This is a genomic window from Abditibacteriota bacterium, assembly GCA_017552965.1.
Taxonomy (GTDB): Bacteria; Armatimonadota; UBA5829; order UBA5829; family UBA5829; genus RGIG7931.
The window spans coordinates 24,317-40,748 of sequence record JAFZNQ010000045.1; the positions used below are offsets into that span (position 1 = coordinate 24,317).

Annotated in this window: 15 protein-coding genes; 13 read left to right on the forward strand and 2 right to left on the reverse strand. The window is 60.1% G+C overall.

Annotation, left to right across the window (positions count from 1 at the left end; all coding sequences use genetic code 11):
- The first annotated feature begins 9 nt into the window (after nucleotides 1-9).
- From IK083_04685 to IK083_04705, 5 genes are all read left to right on the forward strand, one after another.
- The gene (locus IK083_04685; GenBank protein ID MBR4748852.1) at nucleotides 10-921 is read left to right on the forward strand and encodes a Fic family protein; all 912 of its coding nucleotides are present in this window, start codon (nucleotides 10-12) and stop codon (nucleotides 919-921) included.
- A gap of 661 nt (nucleotides 922-1,582) precedes the next feature.
- Nucleotides 1,583-1,786: a 4Fe-4S binding protein gene (locus tag IK083_04690; GenBank protein ID MBR4748853.1), complete on the forward strand. Its 204-nt coding sequence runs from the start codon at nucleotides 1,583-1,585 to the stop codon at nucleotides 1,784-1,786.
- Nucleotides 1,783-2,865 carry a 3-methyl-2-oxobutanoate dehydrogenase subunit VorB gene (locus IK083_04695; protein ID MBR4748854.1) on the forward strand — a complete coding sequence of 361 codons (1,083 nt, stop codon included), beginning with the start codon at nucleotides 1,783-1,785 and terminating at the stop codon, nucleotides 2,863-2,865. Before IK083_04690 ends, IK083_04695 begins: the two co-directional genes overlap by 4 nt.
- Nucleotides 2,865-3,602, forward strand: coding sequence for a 2-oxoglutarate oxidoreductase (locus IK083_04700; protein ID MBR4748855.1), 738 nt, complete (start codon nucleotides 2,865-2,867; stop codon nucleotides 3,600-3,602). Before IK083_04695 ends, IK083_04700 begins: the two co-directional genes overlap by 1 nt.
- Nucleotides 3,602-4,135: a 2-oxoacid:acceptor oxidoreductase family protein gene (locus IK083_04705; protein ID MBR4748856.1), complete on the forward strand. Its 534-nt coding sequence runs from the start codon at nucleotides 3,602-3,604 to the stop codon at nucleotides 4,133-4,135. Before IK083_04700 ends, IK083_04705 begins: the two co-directional genes overlap by 1 nt.
- Nucleotides 4,136-4,641: 506 nt before the next feature.
- Here IK083_04705 and IK083_04710 read toward each other — a convergent pair.
- Both IK083_04710 and IK083_04715 read right to left on the reverse strand, forming a co-directional pair.
- Nucleotides 4,642-5,655, reverse strand: a complete 1,014-nt coding sequence (locus tag IK083_04710; GenBank protein MBR4748857.1) for a bifunctional metallophosphatase/5'-nucleotidase — start codon at nucleotides 5,653-5,655, stop codon at nucleotides 4,642-4,644.
- Nucleotides 5,648-7,342, reverse strand: coding sequence for an Rne/Rng family ribonuclease (locus IK083_04715; protein ID MBR4748858.1), 1,695 nt, complete (start codon nucleotides 7,340-7,342; stop codon nucleotides 5,648-5,650). The genes IK083_04710 and IK083_04715 overlap by 8 nt, the downstream gene beginning before the upstream one ends.
- Nucleotides 7,343-7,758: 416 nt before the next feature.
- Here IK083_04715 and IK083_04720 point away from each other — a divergent pair, with 416 nt between their 5' ends.
- The 8 genes from IK083_04720 to IK083_04755 all read left to right on the forward strand — a co-directional run.
- The gene (locus tag IK083_04720) at nucleotides 7,759-8,721 is read left to right on the forward strand and encodes a hypothetical protein (protein ID MBR4748859.1); all 963 of its coding nucleotides are present in this window, start codon (nucleotides 7,759-7,761) and stop codon (nucleotides 8,719-8,721) included.
- Nucleotides 8,722-8,732: 11 nt separating this feature from the next.
- A complete protein-coding gene (locus tag IK083_04725; GenBank protein MBR4748860.1) occupies nucleotides 8,733-9,242 on the forward strand; it encodes an adenine phosphoribosyltransferase in 510 nt (169 codons plus the stop codon).
- Complete coding sequence (gene ftcD / locus IK083_04730) at nucleotides 9,242-10,123, forward strand: glutamate formimidoyltransferase (GenBank protein MBR4748861.1); 882 nt, start codon at nucleotides 9,242-9,244, stop codon at nucleotides 10,121-10,123. Before IK083_04725 ends, ftcD begins: the two co-directional genes overlap by 1 nt.
- Nucleotides 10,120-11,172 (forward strand): hypothetical protein, encoded by a 1,053-nt coding sequence (locus IK083_04735; protein MBR4748862.1) that lies wholly within the window; start codon nucleotides 10,120-10,122, stop codon nucleotides 11,170-11,172. The genes ftcD and IK083_04735 overlap by 4 nt, the downstream gene beginning before the upstream one ends.
- Nucleotides 11,173-11,203: 31 nt before the next feature.
- Nucleotides 11,204-12,094, forward strand: coding sequence for a family 43 glycosylhydrolase (locus IK083_04740; protein MBR4748863.1), 891 nt, complete (start codon nucleotides 11,204-11,206; stop codon nucleotides 12,092-12,094).
- A 98-nt stretch (nucleotides 12,095-12,192) separates the two neighbouring features.
- Entirely contained in the window at nucleotides 12,193-13,767 is a 1,575-nt protein-coding gene (locus IK083_04745) for a hypothetical protein (GenBank protein MBR4748864.1), read from the forward strand.
- The gene (locus IK083_04750; GenBank protein ID MBR4748865.1) at nucleotides 13,768-16,080 is read left to right on the forward strand and encodes a DUF4838 domain-containing protein; all 2,313 of its coding nucleotides are present in this window, start codon (nucleotides 13,768-13,770) and stop codon (nucleotides 16,078-16,080) included. It begins immediately after the preceding gene.
- Nucleotides 16,081-16,087: 7 nt separating this feature from the next.
- The coding region (locus tag IK083_04755; protein MBR4748866.1) for a hypothetical protein at nucleotides 16,088-16,432 on the forward strand (345 nt) is incomplete at its 3' end.

The window sequence follows — 16,432 nt, forward strand, 5'->3', positions numbered from 1 at the left end:
GGGCTTGATATGATTTCCTACAAAGGGCTGGAAGCCAAACTGAAGGAACGGGGCATCACGCGCTCCCATCTGACAAAAGAACCGGGTATATCCTCCCGGACGATCGCCAGGATCGGCCGCGGGGAAAAGCTGTCCAGGGCGGTGATGGAGAAGCTGTGCGCCTACTTTGCCTGTGAAGCCGGCGACCTGTGCCGCCGGGTGTCGGACAATCCGATCCTGCAGACTCTCCGCGATGAAAAGGAGGCGGGGATCTCCGGCGGGCTGTACCATGAGCTGCAGGTGCGCATGACCTACAACTCGAACCACATCGAGGGCAGCCGGCTGACGGAGCGGCAGACTCGCCTGATATTTGAGACGCGCACCCTCGACACGTCGGGCGGAGTGCCGGTGGACGATATTCTGGAAACGGTGCACCACTTCCGCGCCGTTGACTACGTGATCGACTGTGCGGAAGACGAGCTGACCGAAGAGATCATCAGGACGCTGCACGGGATCCTTTTGCGCGACACGAAGGACGCCTCTCTCGACTGGTTTGCGGTGGGGGATTATAAACGGCGGCCCAACGTAGTGGGCGGGCTTGAAACGGTGAAGCCGAAGGACGTTCCCGCCCGGATGAAAGCCCTGCTGGACGTTTACAACGCGAGGCCCGAGGTCACGATCCACGACGTCATCGCTTTCCATGCGGAGTTCGAGAAGATCCACCCATTTCAGGACGGCAACGGCAGAGTGGGCCGGCTCATTGCGCTGAAGGAATGCCTGCGGCACGGCATCGTCCCCTTTCTCATTGAGGACAGCAAGAAGGCCTATTACTACCGCGGACTGTCCGAATGGGACCGGGAAAAGGGCTGGCTCACGGACACCTGCCTCGACGGGCAGGACACGTTCAAAAAGCTGTTGGCCATGTTTGCCGCGGACGACTGACCGCGGTGCGATACTCTTCCGGCGGTGGGTCTGATGCCTAACTTCTTGCGCTGCGTTCTTCCCGTCTGTACCTTTGTCCGGGTCCTCCCGCCGGCCCTCTCCTATAGCCACCGCTCACGGCCTTTTGTACGGCTCCCCCATCCGCCTTTTGCGCAGACTTCGTCTGCTTATAAGGAAGAAAGGCGGATGGTGCCCCCGAAGGTCTCTTACCGGAAAATGCCTGAAACGCATTCGCGTTTCATCGGTATACATTTTCCGCCGAGATGACGCCGTGAGCTATGCCGGCGGACCCGACCTGGATCTCAAAGCGCAAACGGCTTTACGCTGTCGCGTTTGATATGTTGCCGTTTGCGCAGAGATGACACGCGGGGCGCGACGGCAATACAACTGCTTTTTGCCCCGCTTATACGGCCCCTTCCACCTGTCGCCTCACGCAAACCTTCTCTCCGCCTTTGTACGGCCCCCCCAACGGCTTTCAGCCGTCGGTGCCCCCGTAGATCTCCAACGGTGGCGAAGGTCCCGCCACCGCTGGGATGACGGCGGAGTGAGCGGCGGGATGACTCGCGGGGCTCTGGCGATAGACCCATGGGCCTTTCTTTACATAGCAGCAGCGAAGTAGTATAATATTATATGGTGACAATCTGTTGCCGGAGGAGATCCTATGGGAAAAATCATCATAGACAAGGAGCGCTGCAAGGGCTGCGGCCTGTGCGCGCATTTTTGTCCTAAGAAATGTATAGTGATAGCTGACGAGATCAATCAGAAGGGATACAAGCCCGCGGCCTTTGCCAAGGAGGACGCCTGCGTAGGCTGCGCCATCTGCGCCACCATGTGTCCCGACGTGTGTATAGAGGTGTACAAATGAGCAAAAAGCTGATGAAAGGCAATTCCGCCCTGTGCTACGGAGCCATAGCGGCGGGCTGCGACGCCTTTTTCGGATATCCCATTACACCCCAGAACGAAGTGCCCGAGTATATGTCCTGGATGATGCCCGAAAAGGGCAGAGTCTTCGTGCAGGCCGAGTCCGAGGTGGCCGCCATCAACATGGTGTACGGCGCTGCCGCGTCGGGTATGAGAGCCATGACCAGCTCTTCCTCTCCGGGGGTGTCCCTGAAGCAGGAAGGGCTCAGCTACATAGCCGCCGCCGAGTTGCCCGCGGTGGTCTGCAACGTGCAGAGGGCGGGCCCCGGTCTGGGAGGCATCCTGGCCGGTCAGGGCGATTATTTTCAGGCGGTAAAGGGAGGAGGCCACGGCGATTACAGGCTGATCACCCTGGCTCCCTGGTCCGTGCAGGAGTGCTACGACTTCATGGCCCTGGCCTTTGACCTGGCGGACAAATACCGCAATCCCGTGTGCATGCTGCTGGACGGCGTGGTAGGCCAGATGCAGGAAGCCATAGACCTGCATCCCGTGGAGATCCGCAGATACGACAAGCCCTGGGCAGCCGACGGGACCCCCAAGGCTGAAAAGGCTGTGATCAACAGCCTGTGGGTGGAGCCTCAGGTGCTGGAAGACCTGAACGAGCGTATCAAAGCCAAATACAGGGCCTGCGCCGCCGCCGAGACCAGGTATGAAGAATACATGACTGAGGACGCCGAGCTGGTCCTGGTGGGCTACGGCACTTCTGCCCGGGTGGCCAAGACCGTGGTGGACAACGCCCGCCGGGAAGGCCTGAAGATAGGCATGTTCCGCCCCGTCACCCTGTTTCCGTTCCCTTACGGCCGCCTGGCAGAGATGACCGAGGCGGGCAAGCGGTTCCTGGTGCTGGAGATGAGCACCGGCCAGATGGTGGAAGACGTGATGCTGGCCGCCTGCGGCAGGACCTCAGTGGACTTTTACGGCAGAACGGGCGGATTTGTGATGACGCCGGATGAGGTGCTGGACAAGGCAAAGCAGGTCATGGCGTCGCCTGCCGATCCCTGTCAAAGGAGTTGGGAACTGTAATGGAAAAAGTTTTTTCGAGGACCAAGGGCCTCAAGGACAAAGAGTTTTCGTATTGCGGCGGCTGTCTTCATTCGGTGGTCCACCGTCTGGTGGCGGAAAACCTGGAGGAGATGGGGCTGCTGGATAGCGCCATAGGCGTGTGTCCCGTGGGCTGCGCCGTGTTCATGTATGACTTTATCAACTGCGACATGATAGAGGCCGCTCACGGCCGGGCGCCCGCAGTGGCTACCGGAGTCAAGCGCACCCATCCCGACCACCTGGTGTTCACCTATCAGGGCGACGGCGACCTGGCCAGTATCGGCATGGCCGAGATAGTCCACGCTGCCAACCGCGGCGAGAACTTCACCGTGATCTTTATCAACAACGGCATCTACGGCATGACAGGCGGCCAGATGGCCCCTACCACTCTGGTGGGACAAAAGGCCACCACCTGCCAGGCAGGCAGGGATCCCAGCACCCACGGCATGCCCATACACATGGCGGAAATGCTGGCCACTCTGGACCTGCCCTGCTACATAGAAAGAGTGTCTCCCATAGATCCCGCCGGCGTCCGCAAGACCAAGGCCGCCATCAAAAAGGCTTTTCAGAAACAGCTGGACGGCAAGGGCTTTTCGCTCATTGAAGTGCTGTCCAACTGCCCTACCCAGTGGGGGATGACTCCCGTGGATTCGCTGACATGGGTGAAGGAACACGTCATGGAGGTCTATCCTCTGGGCGTCAAGAAGGAGCGAGACTAATGTATGCAGAAGCGATTTTTGCCGGAATGGGAGGACAGGGGGCCCTGCTGGCCGCTCAGATCCTGGCCCACGCCGGCGTGCATGAAAACAGAAACGTGGTGTGGTATCCCGCCTACGGCCCCGAGACCAGAGGCGGCACGGCGACCTGCACCCTGATAATATCCGACGAGCAGATCGGCGCCCCCATCGCCACCCATCCCGAGATACTGGTGGCCTTCAACCAGACCATGCTGGACGGCTACATAGACAAGGTGAAGCAGGGCGGCATCGTGATCTACAACAGCGATCTGGCCAAGGCGCCGGACAGACAGGACGTGACCAGCTGCCCCATCCCCGCCAACTCCATCGCCATGGAGGCGGGCAATATGAGGAGCCAGAATATGGCCATGGTGGGGGCCTACACCCGCATCACGGGCATAGTGAAGCCTGATTCCGTGCAGTGGGCCATGGAAAACCATTTCCCCGAAAAGGCCAAAAAGGCCATTCCCGTCAACATGGAAGCCCTGCGCAAGGGCTACGAAGCGGCCAAATAAGCCCGCGGGCTGTTGGCGTAAGACTGCCGAAATATGAATAGAGCAGGTCTCGTGCGAGACCTGCTATTTTTTGTCCCGTTCATTTTAACGTCATATCGGCGACAAGCCGATAGGCTTGGCGGTAAGATATCCCGAACGATAGAAATGCCGGCCTTCGTTTCCGACAGGCCAGAGCGGGACAAAAGGAAAGACCCTTTTTGACTAACTTCCCCCGGCGGTGGGCCTGTGTCGTTCCCGGGGTTCGCCGACAGTTTGATCGAGATTTCTTACCGCCTGTGCCCTGCGGCACAGGCGCCGAAATGACGGGGTCCCCGACCGCCGGATCAGCGAGGACGACACCCCGGGGACGGGATCCCCTTCAACAGAGCCGTCGGCCTTCGGCCACGGACAAGCCAGAGCGGGACAAGAAACGCCCTTCGCGGGCGCTTACGCGCCTACGAATGGCAAAAAAATGTGTGTCCGCAGGCGCAAAGCGCCTGCGGACACACTCTGTTTCCCGCGTTTTGTTATTTGATGAGCCCCAGGGGCTTCCAGTATTTTTCGAGAATGGCCTTTGCTTCCGGGTCGTCCGGGTATTCGGAGGTCATGGGCACCAGCTTTGCCGTGTATTTGCCCACGGCCCAGGAGCCGTCCTGCTGCTTGCATATCTTCAGGTCTATGCGGCCTGTGGCCACTCCGTATTCGCCTGCCGAGCAGACTATTACTCCGTTCACGTTCTTGTCCCGGACAGGCCTGCCCGCGGCGGAAAAGAGAGGCGTCGGCAGCCAAGTGTGGGTGTGTCCGCCCACGATCAGGTCGATGTCCTTGCAGCGGTTGGCCATGACCATATCGTCTATGATGCCGGCGTGGGACAGGCAGATGATCAGGTCGGTCCGGCTCTTCAGCTCTTCCACCACCTTTGCCGCTTCGTCCACGGCGTCAGTGAACTCGTAGCCCTCCGTGGACTTGTAAGACGCGCTGGAGGGCGCTGTCACTGAGAATATGCCTATCCGCAGCCCCTCCGCTTCCTTGATGATATAGGGGGTAAAGGCTCTCTTGCCGTCCTTATAGACGTTGGCGCACAAAAAAGGAAAACGGGCTTCCTTTTGCCTCTCGGCCAGTATGTCCATGGACGCGGGAGTCGGCTTGCCCTTGTATTCGTCCCCCTTGAATTCGTTGTTGCCTATGGCCGCCGCATCGTATTTCATCAGGTTCATCAGCTCTATGTCGGGCTTGCCCTCCAGTCTGCGGGCGGGGCCCCGGGTAAAGATGTCGCCGGCGTCCAGCAGCAGCACCGTGTGCTGCGTGTATTTGCGCACCGATTTGATATAGGAGGCTCTTCTGCATACGCCCCCCACGTCTTCGGTGACGCCCAGGGCGGCGGCGTCGGGCTCCGTGTAGCTCTCATGAGGGAGCAGCATGCCGTGGACGTCGTTGGTAAACAGCACTGTCAGGGCGGCGTCTCCGGCGCCGCAGCCGCATTGAAGCAGCAGCCCCAGCAGCAGCGCCGCGATAATGATGTGGTGTAGCTTCTTAAACATATGTGCCTCTTCCGGTTCTTATTCGCGCCGCAGCGTGACTTCCGAACACTTCCTTTATCTTGATATTGACTGTCTTGCCTATATATTTGCTGCCGTGCGGTATCTCGACCAGATGTCTGCCGATCCAGCAGACAGCCTTGTCTTCCCGCGCGCACAGGTTCCTTTCCAGGCGCACGCTGAACACGTCGCCCGGGGTCAGCTGCTTTTGCAGCTCTTCGGCCTTGGCCCGGGAGCAATTGGCCAGCGAGTAGTCCTCTATGTGCATCAGGCTGTCGCCTCTGACGTATATGGGCAGCCCGTACAGCTCCTCCAGCTCCCGGATGTTGGCGCCGCCGTCTCCTATGAGAAAGAGCGCCGTCCGCGGGTTGGCCTTGATATACAGCCCGTAGTCCCGTTCGGTCTTGTGGAGAAAGCTGCGTATGTCTCTTTCGATCCTCAGGCTCACCGTCTCGCTGCTTTCCACCCTGCCTCTGCCGTTGCAGTAGGGGCACACCTCGGTCATGGCTTCGCCCACGGTCTCGGACACCCTTTTGCGGTTCAGCTCTATGAGCCCCAGGTCCGATATGCGGGATATGCTGGTCTTGGTGCGCTCCTTGCTGAGAGCGGCGGCGAGAGCCCTGATGAGCTTGTCTCTGTCGCTCTGGCTCACCATATCTATAAAGTCCACGACGATGATGCCTCCCAGATCCCTCAGGCGTATCTGGCGGGCTATCTCGGCGGCGGCCTGCAGATTGGTGGTCAGCACCGTCTCCGTGAGGGACTTGTTGCCCACGAATTTGCCTGTGTTGACGTCGATCACCGTCAGGGCTTCCGCTATGTCTATGCAGATATAGCCTCCGTTCTGGAGCCATATCTTGCGTTTGAACATCTGCTGATAGTCCCTCTCCAGGCCAAAGCGTTCGAATATGGGCAGCTTGTCGTTGTAATGCCTGATCCTGCCCGTGAGCTGGGGCGCCAGGGCGCCGGCCAGCTCCTTTGCCTTTTTGTACTTGGCTTCCGAGTCTATATACATGCAGCTCACGTCCTGAGTCAGGTTGTCCCGTATGACCTTGTAGATCAGCGACAGCTCCTGATACACCACCGCCGGCGCCTGGACTGCCCGGGCGTTCTCGCTGATGGAGCTCCATATCCTGACCATGGTGTCTATGTCATGGCTGATCTCTTCCTCGGTCCTGCCCTCCGCCTCTGTCCTGGCGATGATGCCGAACCCGGGGGGGCGTATGGCTTCCAGCAGGGCCTTCAGCCGGTCGTGCTCGGCGGGGCCTATCCGTTTGCTGATGCCGATGGAGTCGGATTCGGGCATCAGGACTATATATCTGCCGGGCAGGGTGATCTTGGTGGATACTCTCGCGCCCTTGGCTGCTCTGGGAGCCTTGACCACCTGGACCAGGAACTCCTGGCCTTCCCGGATCATACCCGTGATGGAATGGGCCCGGAGGGGCTTGCGGGGCTTGGAGCCGGCCAGATAGGGCAGGATGTCCCCCGAATACAGAAACGCGTTCTTTTCCATCCCTATATCCACAAAGGCGGCGTCCATGCCGCTGAGGACGTTTTTCACCTTGCATTTGTATATATTGCCCACCACTCCGCCGGAGCGTTCCACATACACCTCTGCCAGCCTGTTGTCCTCAACTATGGCCACTCTGGTCTCTCTGTTTTGCACGTTTACGACAATGTCGCTTTTCACGGGGGCTCCTCCGTATTACAACTTCCGATTATATTATAACATGAGACGGCAGGAATCACAAAACCGGGGCCCCGCCCCCGGCAAAAAGTGTCCGCCGACATCCGGCCAGCGTCGTAGGTGTATAAAGCCCTTTGACCGCCGGGTCCTTCTCCTCATGGTGCAGGCTCCGTTCTCCGGCGAGGATGCATTCTCCCGTTGGAAAGTGGCCTTTGGCGGCGGTTGCCGCCAAAGGCATAATTAAATAATGTGTGTCGGCAGGACCTTGCCCTGCCGACACACACCCTTTTGTCCCGTTCGATCACACGTCATTTTGCCGCCGGGAAGACGGTATCGGCAAAATATTTTGTACGAGAGTTGCAGCCCGGGGGCTCCGATATGCTATAATAAATACGAATAAGCAGGGCGTGGAGGTCGTTTTGGAATATCAGTTTCTGGCGGTGGATGCGGGAGGCAGCCGCTGCCGCGCCGTCCTTGCGGACAGCAGTGGCAATATCATCGGCAGGGGTCAGTGTCAGAGTTCTGCCAACGCCTGCCGTTTCGGAGCAGGGCGCAGCGAAGAGTCCTTCAGGCAGGCGGTCCGGGAGGCCCTGGCGCCGGCGCCGGGGACCAACACCGTTTGCTGCACGACCTCCCGCTGCGAGGGGGAGGAGAACTTTGTCTCCTCTATCACGGGAGGACCGGCGGAAATGCTCCGCAACAGCGAATACGCGGCGGCGCTGGCCGCCGCCGGACTGGAATACGGCTACGTGTGCCTGGCCGGCACCGGGGCCGGCTCCATGGCCTTCCGCCCCGGCAGAGAGCCGGTGCTGCTGGACGGCCTTGGGCCCCACCTGGGCGACTTCGGCGGGGGCTTCTGGATAGGCAAAAGGGCCATAGAGGCGGCGGCCCGTTCGGACTGGGATCCCGCCTACCGCACCTCTCTTGCCCTGCATCTGAGCAGGCATTTTCTGGGGCAGGACGACAATCCTCTGGGCAAGGCCTTTGTGCCCTTTTTGCTGGAAATGCCCGACAGGTCGGTCATCGCTTCGGCGGCGGCTCTGGTTGCCCGGTGCGCCGCAGAGGGCGACGCCGTCAGCGCCGCTATTCTGAGAGAGGCCGGCTGCCTGCTGTGCGAGACCCTGCGGTGTCTGGCGGTAAACGTTGCGCCCTGGGAGGAACCTTTGCCCGTGGTGTGCACGGGCTCGGTGATCCATTCGCCTCTGGTAAGAAAGGCCTTTGAAGAAGAGCTGAACAGGGCTCTTCCGGGCTTCCGCATAGCCGAAAACCGGGGGCCCCAGATCATGGGCCATTTGCTGATAGGGGCAAAAAAGACTCTCGGCGCCGCCGAATACGCCTCTTTTGCCTCACACCTGAAAAAACAAAAGGAGATGTTTTCTTGAACAAAAAGGATTTGATCTTAAAGAAGATCCGCATTATCCCCGACTTTCCCAAAAAGGGGATAGGCTTTCTGGATATATGCCCTTTGCTGGCGGACAGGGAAGCCTTCGGAGCCGTCATAGAGCTGATGGCCGACAGGGTGAAGGACAAGGGCTACACCAAGATCGTAGGCCTTGAGGCCCGGGGCTTTGTTTTCAGCGCGCCTCTGGCGCTGCGCCTGGGCTGCGGCTTTGTGATGGCCCGCAAGGCCGGCAAGCTGCCCGGAGAGTGCATCAGGGGCGAATACGCCACCGAATACAGCGTGGCCGCCATCGAGCTGCAAAAGGGGGCCCTTGTTCCCGGAGACAAGGTGCTGATAGTGGACGACATCGTGGCCACGGGCGGGTCTCTGGCTGCGGCGGAAGCGCTGGTGGGGACCATCTGCAGCGACTGGGCCGCCCTGTGTCTGATAGACATCATCGACGTGCCCAAGCTGCACCGCTCCGAATACGAAGCGATCTTTGAGATGAAGGAAGCCCTGTGATGGACGTTTTTCAATGCGTGCCCAATATCAGCATTTCGTCCCGGGCCGTGCTGGAGGACATGGTGGACGCCGTCGGCGAATACGTCAGAGTCATGGACTATTCCTGCGACACTGACCACAACAGGAGCGTGATCACCATGACCGGCTCCTCCGAGGAGCTGCTGCCCGCCATGGTGCAGCTGGCCCGGATGGCGCTGGAGCACATAGACATCAACGAGCACAGGGGCGCCCACCCGCGGATAGGGGCTCTGGACGTGGTGCCGGTGGTGCCTCTCTTTGACACCTCCATGGACAGCGCCGTGGAGCTGAGCTACAACATAGGCGAAGCCATCAGCGCCCTGGGCATCCCCGTGTATTTTTATGAGGAATCCGCCCGCAGCAAGGGCTACCGTTTTCTGGAGGAGATCCGCCGGGGCGGCTACGAGTGGCTGAGGGAGCACACGGACGAGAGGCCTCCCGATCTGGGGGACAGGCTGCACCCCACGGCGGGAGCCTGCGCCGTAGGTGCCAGAGGCCCCCTCATCGCCTTCAACGTGAATCTGGAGACCGAGGACAAGACCATAGCCGAAGTCATAGCCCGGGAGATCAGGGCTCTCCGCAAAAAGAAGGACCGGCGCATGGAGGGGGTCAAGGCGCTGGGGCTGTATCTGCGCAGCGCCGGGGTGGTACAGGTGTCCACCAACATCACCCGTCCCGACAAAACCGGGGTGTTTCCCGTGTATGACTACATCAGGCAAAGGGCGGAAGAGCTGGGCTCGGGAGTCAGAAATTCCGAGCTGATCGGAGTGGTGTCCGAGGACATCAGCGCCGCCATCGTGAGAGACGCCCTCAGGCTGGAGGCTTTTGACGCCGGACGGGTGATCACCAGGAGAGAGGATTGACAGAGCTGCAGGCTTTTCGCCGCGCCATGAGCCGCGGAGGAGGGCAGGGCCTCTGGTACGCCGAGTTTGTCCCCTCCGTGCTGGAGCGCTTTTGCAAATACGAAGGCTGTGACGCCGAGGGCGTCGGCCAAAAATACCGCGCCTTTTGTCCCGTGTATGTCGGCCTTTCCGGCGTCGGATATCCGGAGCCGGCCCTGTTTGAGCCCTTCTTTGCCGATATCCCCCGTCCCGCGGGGGCCTGGATCAACTGCTGGGGGGTCATGGAGGTCCCCTGCGACACCTACCACTTCACCCGGTATATCAGTCCCGGGCGCCATATGACGACTCTGGAAGAGATCAGGGATATCCCTATAGCCGATTTTTCCTCCGGAGACGCCGCCCATATGGCGGAGGCTGTCCGGCAGGCTCACGGAAAGGGCAAAGCGGCTGTCTGCTGGGTGGGACATATGTATGAGGAGGCCTGGCAGATCAGAGGCTACGCGCAGTTTCTCACGGATATGACCGAGCATCCGGAGATATGCGAATGGCTTTTGGACCGCATTTTGGCCAACGACCTTGTTGCGGGCAGGGCTGCCGCCCGGGCCGGCGCGGATATGCTGAAGATCGGCGACGACGTGGCCAACCAGCGGAGCATGATGTTCAGCCCCGGAATGTGGCGCCGCTTTATGAAGCCCCGCTGGAGCCTCTTTATATCCGAGGTCCGCAAACTCAAGCCGGATATACGCATATGGTATCATTCCGACGGAAATATAAAGGATATCATCCCCGAGCTTATAGAGATAGGCGTGGACGTGCTGAACCCCATTCAGCCGGAATGTCTCGACGTGGACGAGATCATCAGGGAGTTCGGCCGGGACCTGGTGCCGGACGGCTGCATAGGCACCCAGAGCCTGATGCCCTTTGGGACTCCGGAGGATATCAAAAAGGAGGTCCGGCGCCTGAGAAGCCTGTGCCCCGACGGGGCGCTGATACTGTCGCCGACGCACGTGCTGGAGCCCGACGTGCCTATGGAAAATATACGGGCTTTTCTGGAGGCTTGCAATGAATAAGACGTTATTTGCTCTGTTTGTCATATTGCTTATGGGAGGCGCCGCTATGGCCGATGACAACTATCCCCTGAACACAAAGGATATCCGCATCAGGGATCCCTTTATCGCCGTAAGCGGCGGCAAATATTATATGTCGGGGACCCACCGGGGCGACGCCTTTTCGGTGTGGGAAAGCCCGGATCTGGAGCACTGGTCGGAGCCCCATACGGTCTTCGCGGCCCGCAAGGGCTTTTGGGGGACCACCAATTTCTGGGCTCCGGAGCTGCACGAATACCGGCACCACTGGTATTTGTTCGGCAGCGCTTTTGCCGAGGGGGTAAACAGGGGTACCCAGATATTCGTGGCCAGGAGCCCTCTGGGCCCCTTTATCCCGTTGGGGAGCAAGCCTCAGACTCCCGGGGAATGGATGAGTCTGGACGGCACCCTGTACGTGGATAAGGACGGCGCCCCCTGGATGGTGTTCTGCCACGAATGGGTGCAGGTCCGGGACGGCGAGGTGTGCGCGGTCCGTCTGACGGAGGATCTGGCGAGGCCCGCGGGCGAGCCCATATTGCTGTTCAGGGCTTCGGAGGCCCCCTGGGCCGCCGGCTTCGGCAGCTCCGGAGGGCTGGTGACGGACGGCCCCTTCATTTACGAATCCTCCAAGGGCTTTCTGGTGATGCTGTGGTCCTCCTTCGACTCCGAAGGCAAATACAATATCGGCCTGGCGGTCTCCGACAAGGTGCAGGGCCCCTGGCGCCAGCTGTCCAAGCCTCTGTTCACCGAACACGGAGGACACTCCATGATATTCCGCGACCTCAAAGGCAGGCTGCTGTGCGTGTTCCACTGTCCCAACAGCCCCGGCGGACAGGAAAGGGCCCGGATATACGAGATCAGCGAGGACGAGCAAGGCATCCCCGTCCTGGGCAAGCGCGTGTATTAGAAATGTGTGACCTGAAGACCATCGGGATCGCCGCAGCGATAGTATTGCTTGCGCTGTGCCGGGGGGCATGGTGCGCAGGCGGGGAGGAAACAGCGCCTATGAAATGGTATTCTGCCGATATAGAGGCCAGGCTGGCCCTGACCAACGACTATCTGTCCGGCATGCTGGACAGGGACAAGGACCTGGAGCCCTTTTTCTCCATACACAGGGATCCGGACTCCGGGACAGCCTTTGCCAACCACGCCGTGTCCATAGGCATCCCCCACGTGACGGGCAGAGCCCTGGAGGCCCTGTTTCAGACGGAGATGCTCACGGGAAAGCCTGCTCCGAAGGAAGCGGAGCAGGCCTACACCCGGTATCTGTTTTCCTGTATGGACAACCCGGACCATATGCCCTACTACACGGACACAGGCGACGGCGACAAGCAAAAGGTGGAGTGCCACAACCTGCGGGAGGCCCTCTTCGGGCTCACCCGTCTGGTCCAGAACCGCAGCAGCGAAAAGGCCCGCCGCCTGGCGGACGGCATGCTGCTCACTCTGGACAGGATGAACGGCCCCGAAGGCATGTTTTCCTATGACAGGATAAAGAGCATGGGCAGGGAGGGGGTCTTCCTGGGCATTTCCGACACCATGCAGACCACCACCTCCGGCAGGCTGGTGGGGGCTCTGGTCGCCTATTACAGAGTGACCAAAAACCCTCTGGCCCTGCGGCTGGCGGGAGGCTATGCCCGGGGGGTCATGGAGCATAGCTTTACGGAGGACGGGCGCCTGACGGACGACGCCTCCAACCACATACACTCCATCACTTCTTCTCTGTCCGGCATTCTGGATTATGCCTATATGACCGGCGACACCGCCATGGCGGACAAGGCGCTGCGGGTGTATAAGAACGGCCTCCGGGAGTTTATGTCCTCCTACGGCTGGGTCAAGGAGCAGGCCTGGCTGGAGACGGACCAGGGGGAATCCAACCAGGTGGGGGACGTGATCGAGATGCTGCTGCTCTTTGCTGCGCACAAGGACCCCGCCTTTTACGCAGAGGCGGAAAGGTATATGCGCTCGGCGCTGCTCCCTCAGCAGGTCATAGACAACAGCTTTGTCCGGGACAACCCGGAGCCAAAGGGGGACTACCAGAGGGATATGCCCCGGCGGATCATAGGGGGCTTCGGCTTTGCCACTCCCCGGGCCCACCTGCAGCAGGAGTGGAGCGCCATCAACACCATAGATATCACCGAAGGGGCCGTGCAGGCTATATGCGAATTTGCCCGGCGCATCGTCACCCGGGACGACCTGGGCGTCAGGGTGAACCTGCTCTTTGACCGGGACTGCGAATACGCCCGGGTGGAGAGCAGCCTGCCCGTCAAGGGGCAGATAAAGATATACCCGAAGCTGACGGACAGCCTGCTGGTGCGCATCCCCGAAAACATCCGTCAGGGCTCCTTCAGGATATACGGCCCGGAGGGCGAAAGAAAATATACCGCGGTGCAGAATTACGCCCTTGTCGGCGCGAAGAAGGGCGAGGAGATCACAGTCCGCTTTGCTCCCCTGATGACCGAAAAGGGGGAGTTCATCTATCACAAGCATTACGGGGTCCGGTATTACGGCGAGCAGTGCGTGTGGGTCAGCGGCGAAGGGGGAGTGTATCCCCTCTTCGGAGAATTTGAACCGGAGGAATAAATGAGACTGTTGCTCTTCTGTATCATTCTGGCTTTCTGCTCGGCGGGGGCCTTTGCCTGCGTCCTGGTGAAGGGCGGCCGGCCGGCTGCGGCCATAGTTCTCGGCAGCGATGCCACGGAGCCGGAGAAAAACGCGGCTCTGGAGCTGCAGTCCTACATAGAACAGATATCCGGCGCCCGGCTGGAGATAGTGGCTGAGCCCTCGGAGGCTCTGGCCAACATCTACGTGGGGCAGACGGAATGGACCAAAAAACAGGTCCCCGGCTTTGACTGGGACTCCCTGAAGCGGGACGGCATCCTCACGAGGAGCGGCAAAAAGACTCTGATCCTGGCCGGCGACCGGCCGGCGGGGACCCTCTACGCCGTGTATGACTTTCTGGAAAAGGAGCTGGGGGTCCGCTTCTGGGCCCCGGGAGAAGAATACGTGCCCTCGAAGAAGGATATCACAGCGTCGGCCGACAGGGTGTACGTTCCTCCCTTTTATCTGAGAGAGGATTTCTTCAAGCTGTATATGCACGACGAGCAGTTCAAGGCCAAGCGCAAGCTCAACGGCCGCACCAATCTGGCCACCACCCCTATCAGCCCCGAATGGGGCGGCTGCTACGACCTCATAGGGGGCGGCCATACCTTCTGGCTGTTCATGAACCCCGACGAGTATTTCGCCGACCATCCGGAATGGTATCCCCTGATCAACGGCAAGCGGTTTTCCGGCTACGGACAGCTGTGCCTCAGCAACGACGAGTGCGTGGAGATGCTGACTCAAAAGGTGCTGGCCGAATTGCGCAAGTATCCCGAGCCCCGCATGATCAGCGTGACCCAGAACGACAACCAAAACTACTGCCGGTGTGAAAAGTGCTCCGCCCTGGCGGAAAAATACGGCGCCCAGTCGGGAGTCATACTCCAGGCGGTGAACCGTGTGGCCCGGGCCGTGGCAAAAGAATTCCCGGACGTGCAGGTGGAGACCTTTGCCTATCAGTATTCCGTGGACGCCCCCCGGGGGATAAAGCCGGAGCCCAACGTCCTTATACGGCTGTGCAACATAGACGACGATTTCGGCACTCCCCTTGCGGACTGTCCCTCGAGCCCCCGGCCCGACCGGGTCAAAAACAATCTGAACTACCTGAAGGCCATCGGGGACTGGCACAGTCTGACGGACAACCTGTTCGTGTGGAATTATACGGTGAATTTCAGCGCCTCCTACCTGATGCACCCCAATTTCTTCTGCCTGAAGCCGGACCTTCAGACCTTTCGGGACAAGGGGGCAAAGGCTGTGTTTGAGCAGGGGGACGCCTACAACTCGGACTGCGCCTTTACCCTGCTGAAGGCCTACATGGCGGCCCGGCTCATGTGGGACCCCGAGGAGGACGACGACGCCCTCATGAAGGAGTTTCTCGACGGCTATTACGGCGAGGAAGCCGGGCCTCTGCTGTATGAGATAATACGCAAAAACGAAGAGTGGCAAAGCCTGGAAGACAAGCCTCTGCGCTGCTTCGGCCGTTCCTGCTTCTGGCTCACCCGGGAACGCTATGACGAGTGTCTGAAGCTTTTTGCCGAGGCCCTGAGCTTCGTCGGCGGGGATGCGGTAAAGCGGGAAAGGGTGCTTGAGCAGCTGCTGTGCTTTGAATATGCCGCGGTCAGGCTGGACGAGACGGAGCAGCAGGAATGGCTTGCCTGCGACCACTCGCCCTACAAGGACGTGTCCCGGTTCGAAAAGTTTCTGCTGGCGTTCCAGACCGGGACCGGCAACGGCTGTTCCCGGGAGGGGGCGGCCTACACCGGCAGCGATGCTGTCCTGGAAGGGGAGCACCTGCAGCCGTCGGTCCTGCCGGAGGCGCTGAAGGACATGGATCCCGGGGAGTATTTCTGTATGCCCGGAGCCGACTTTACCCTGTATTTGGACGGAGTCGCCTGCGCAATGGCGGAGGACCCCCTTTCCGTGGAGGGCAAGGCGGGCGTGCAATACACCGATACCTCCGAATGGGGCCTGCAGCGGAAGGTGAGCCGGGTGATCAGAGGGGCGTATAAGGCCGGCTACAAAAAGGCCCATATGTTCGTTTCCGCCCGGGCCGGGGGAGAAAAGAAGCCCGGCGCCGACGCCTTTCAGCTGTATTTCTGGGACTTCAATCTGGGAGCCAAATACATACGCGCCGTTTCCGCGGACCTGCTTTCGGGGGACAAATACACCGACGTGGACTGCGGCTATATGGACCTGTGGGACGCCCGGGACGTGAACCTGTGCATCGTGCCTCTGGAAAACAAGGCCGTGGAAGGGGGCGTCTGGGTGGACAAGGTGTATATGATATTCGAGAAGTGAGAAGATCATGAGAAAGACTCTGCTGTTTGTCCTGCTTGCGGCGTTCGCCCTGTTTGCCCTGCCCTGCGGGGCCTGCGTGCTGGTGAAAGACGGCCGGCCCGCCGCCGTTATAGTTCTGGGCGCCGACGCCGCCGAGCCGGAGAAAAACGCGGCTCTGGAGCTGCAGTCCTACATAGAGCAGATATCCGGCGCCCGGCTGGAGATAGTGGGGGAGCCCTCGGAGGCTCTGGCCAACATCTACGTGGGGCAGACGGAATGGACCAAAAAACAGGTCCCGGATTTTGACTGGGACTCCCTGAAGCGGGACGGCATCCTGATAAAGAGCGGCCCGGACAGCCTGGTGCTGGCCGGG

Excerpts from the sequence above, each read along its gene's own strand:
- IK083_04685 (MBR4748852.1), top strand. The coding sequence starts at position 10 with ATGATTTCCTACAAAGGGCTGGAAGCCAAACTGAAGGAACGGGGCATC.
- IK083_04690 (MBR4748853.1), top strand. The coding sequence starts at position 1,583 with ATGGGAAAAATCATCATAGACAAGGAGCGCTGCAAGGGCTGCGGCCTG.
- IK083_04695 (MBR4748854.1), top strand. The coding sequence starts at position 1,783 with ATGAGCAAAAAGCTGATGAAAGGCAATTCCGCCCTGTGCTACGGAGCC.
- IK083_04700 (MBR4748855.1), top strand. The coding sequence starts at position 2,865 with ATGGAAAAAGTTTTTTCGAGGACCAAGGGCCTCAAGGACAAAGAGTTT.
- IK083_04705 (MBR4748856.1), top strand. The coding sequence starts at position 3,602 with ATGTATGCAGAAGCGATTTTTGCCGGAATGGGAGGACAGGGGGCCCTG.
- IK083_04710 (MBR4748857.1), bottom strand. The coding sequence starts at position 5,655 with ATGTTTAAGAAGCTACACCACATCATTATCGCGGCGCTGCTGCTGGGG.
- ftcD (MBR4748861.1), top strand. The coding sequence starts at position 9,242 with ATGGACGTTTTTCAATGCGTGCCCAATATCAGCATTTCGTCCCGGGCC.
- IK083_04740 (MBR4748863.1), top strand. The coding sequence starts at position 11,204 with ATGGGAGGCGCCGCTATGGCCGATGACAACTATCCCCTGAACACAAAG.
- IK083_04745 (MBR4748864.1), top strand. The coding sequence starts at position 12,193 with ATGAAATGGTATTCTGCCGATATAGAGGCCAGGCTGGCCCTGACCAAC.
- IK083_04750 (MBR4748865.1), top strand. The coding sequence starts at position 13,768 with ATGAGACTGTTGCTCTTCTGTATCATTCTGGCTTTCTGCTCGGCGGGG.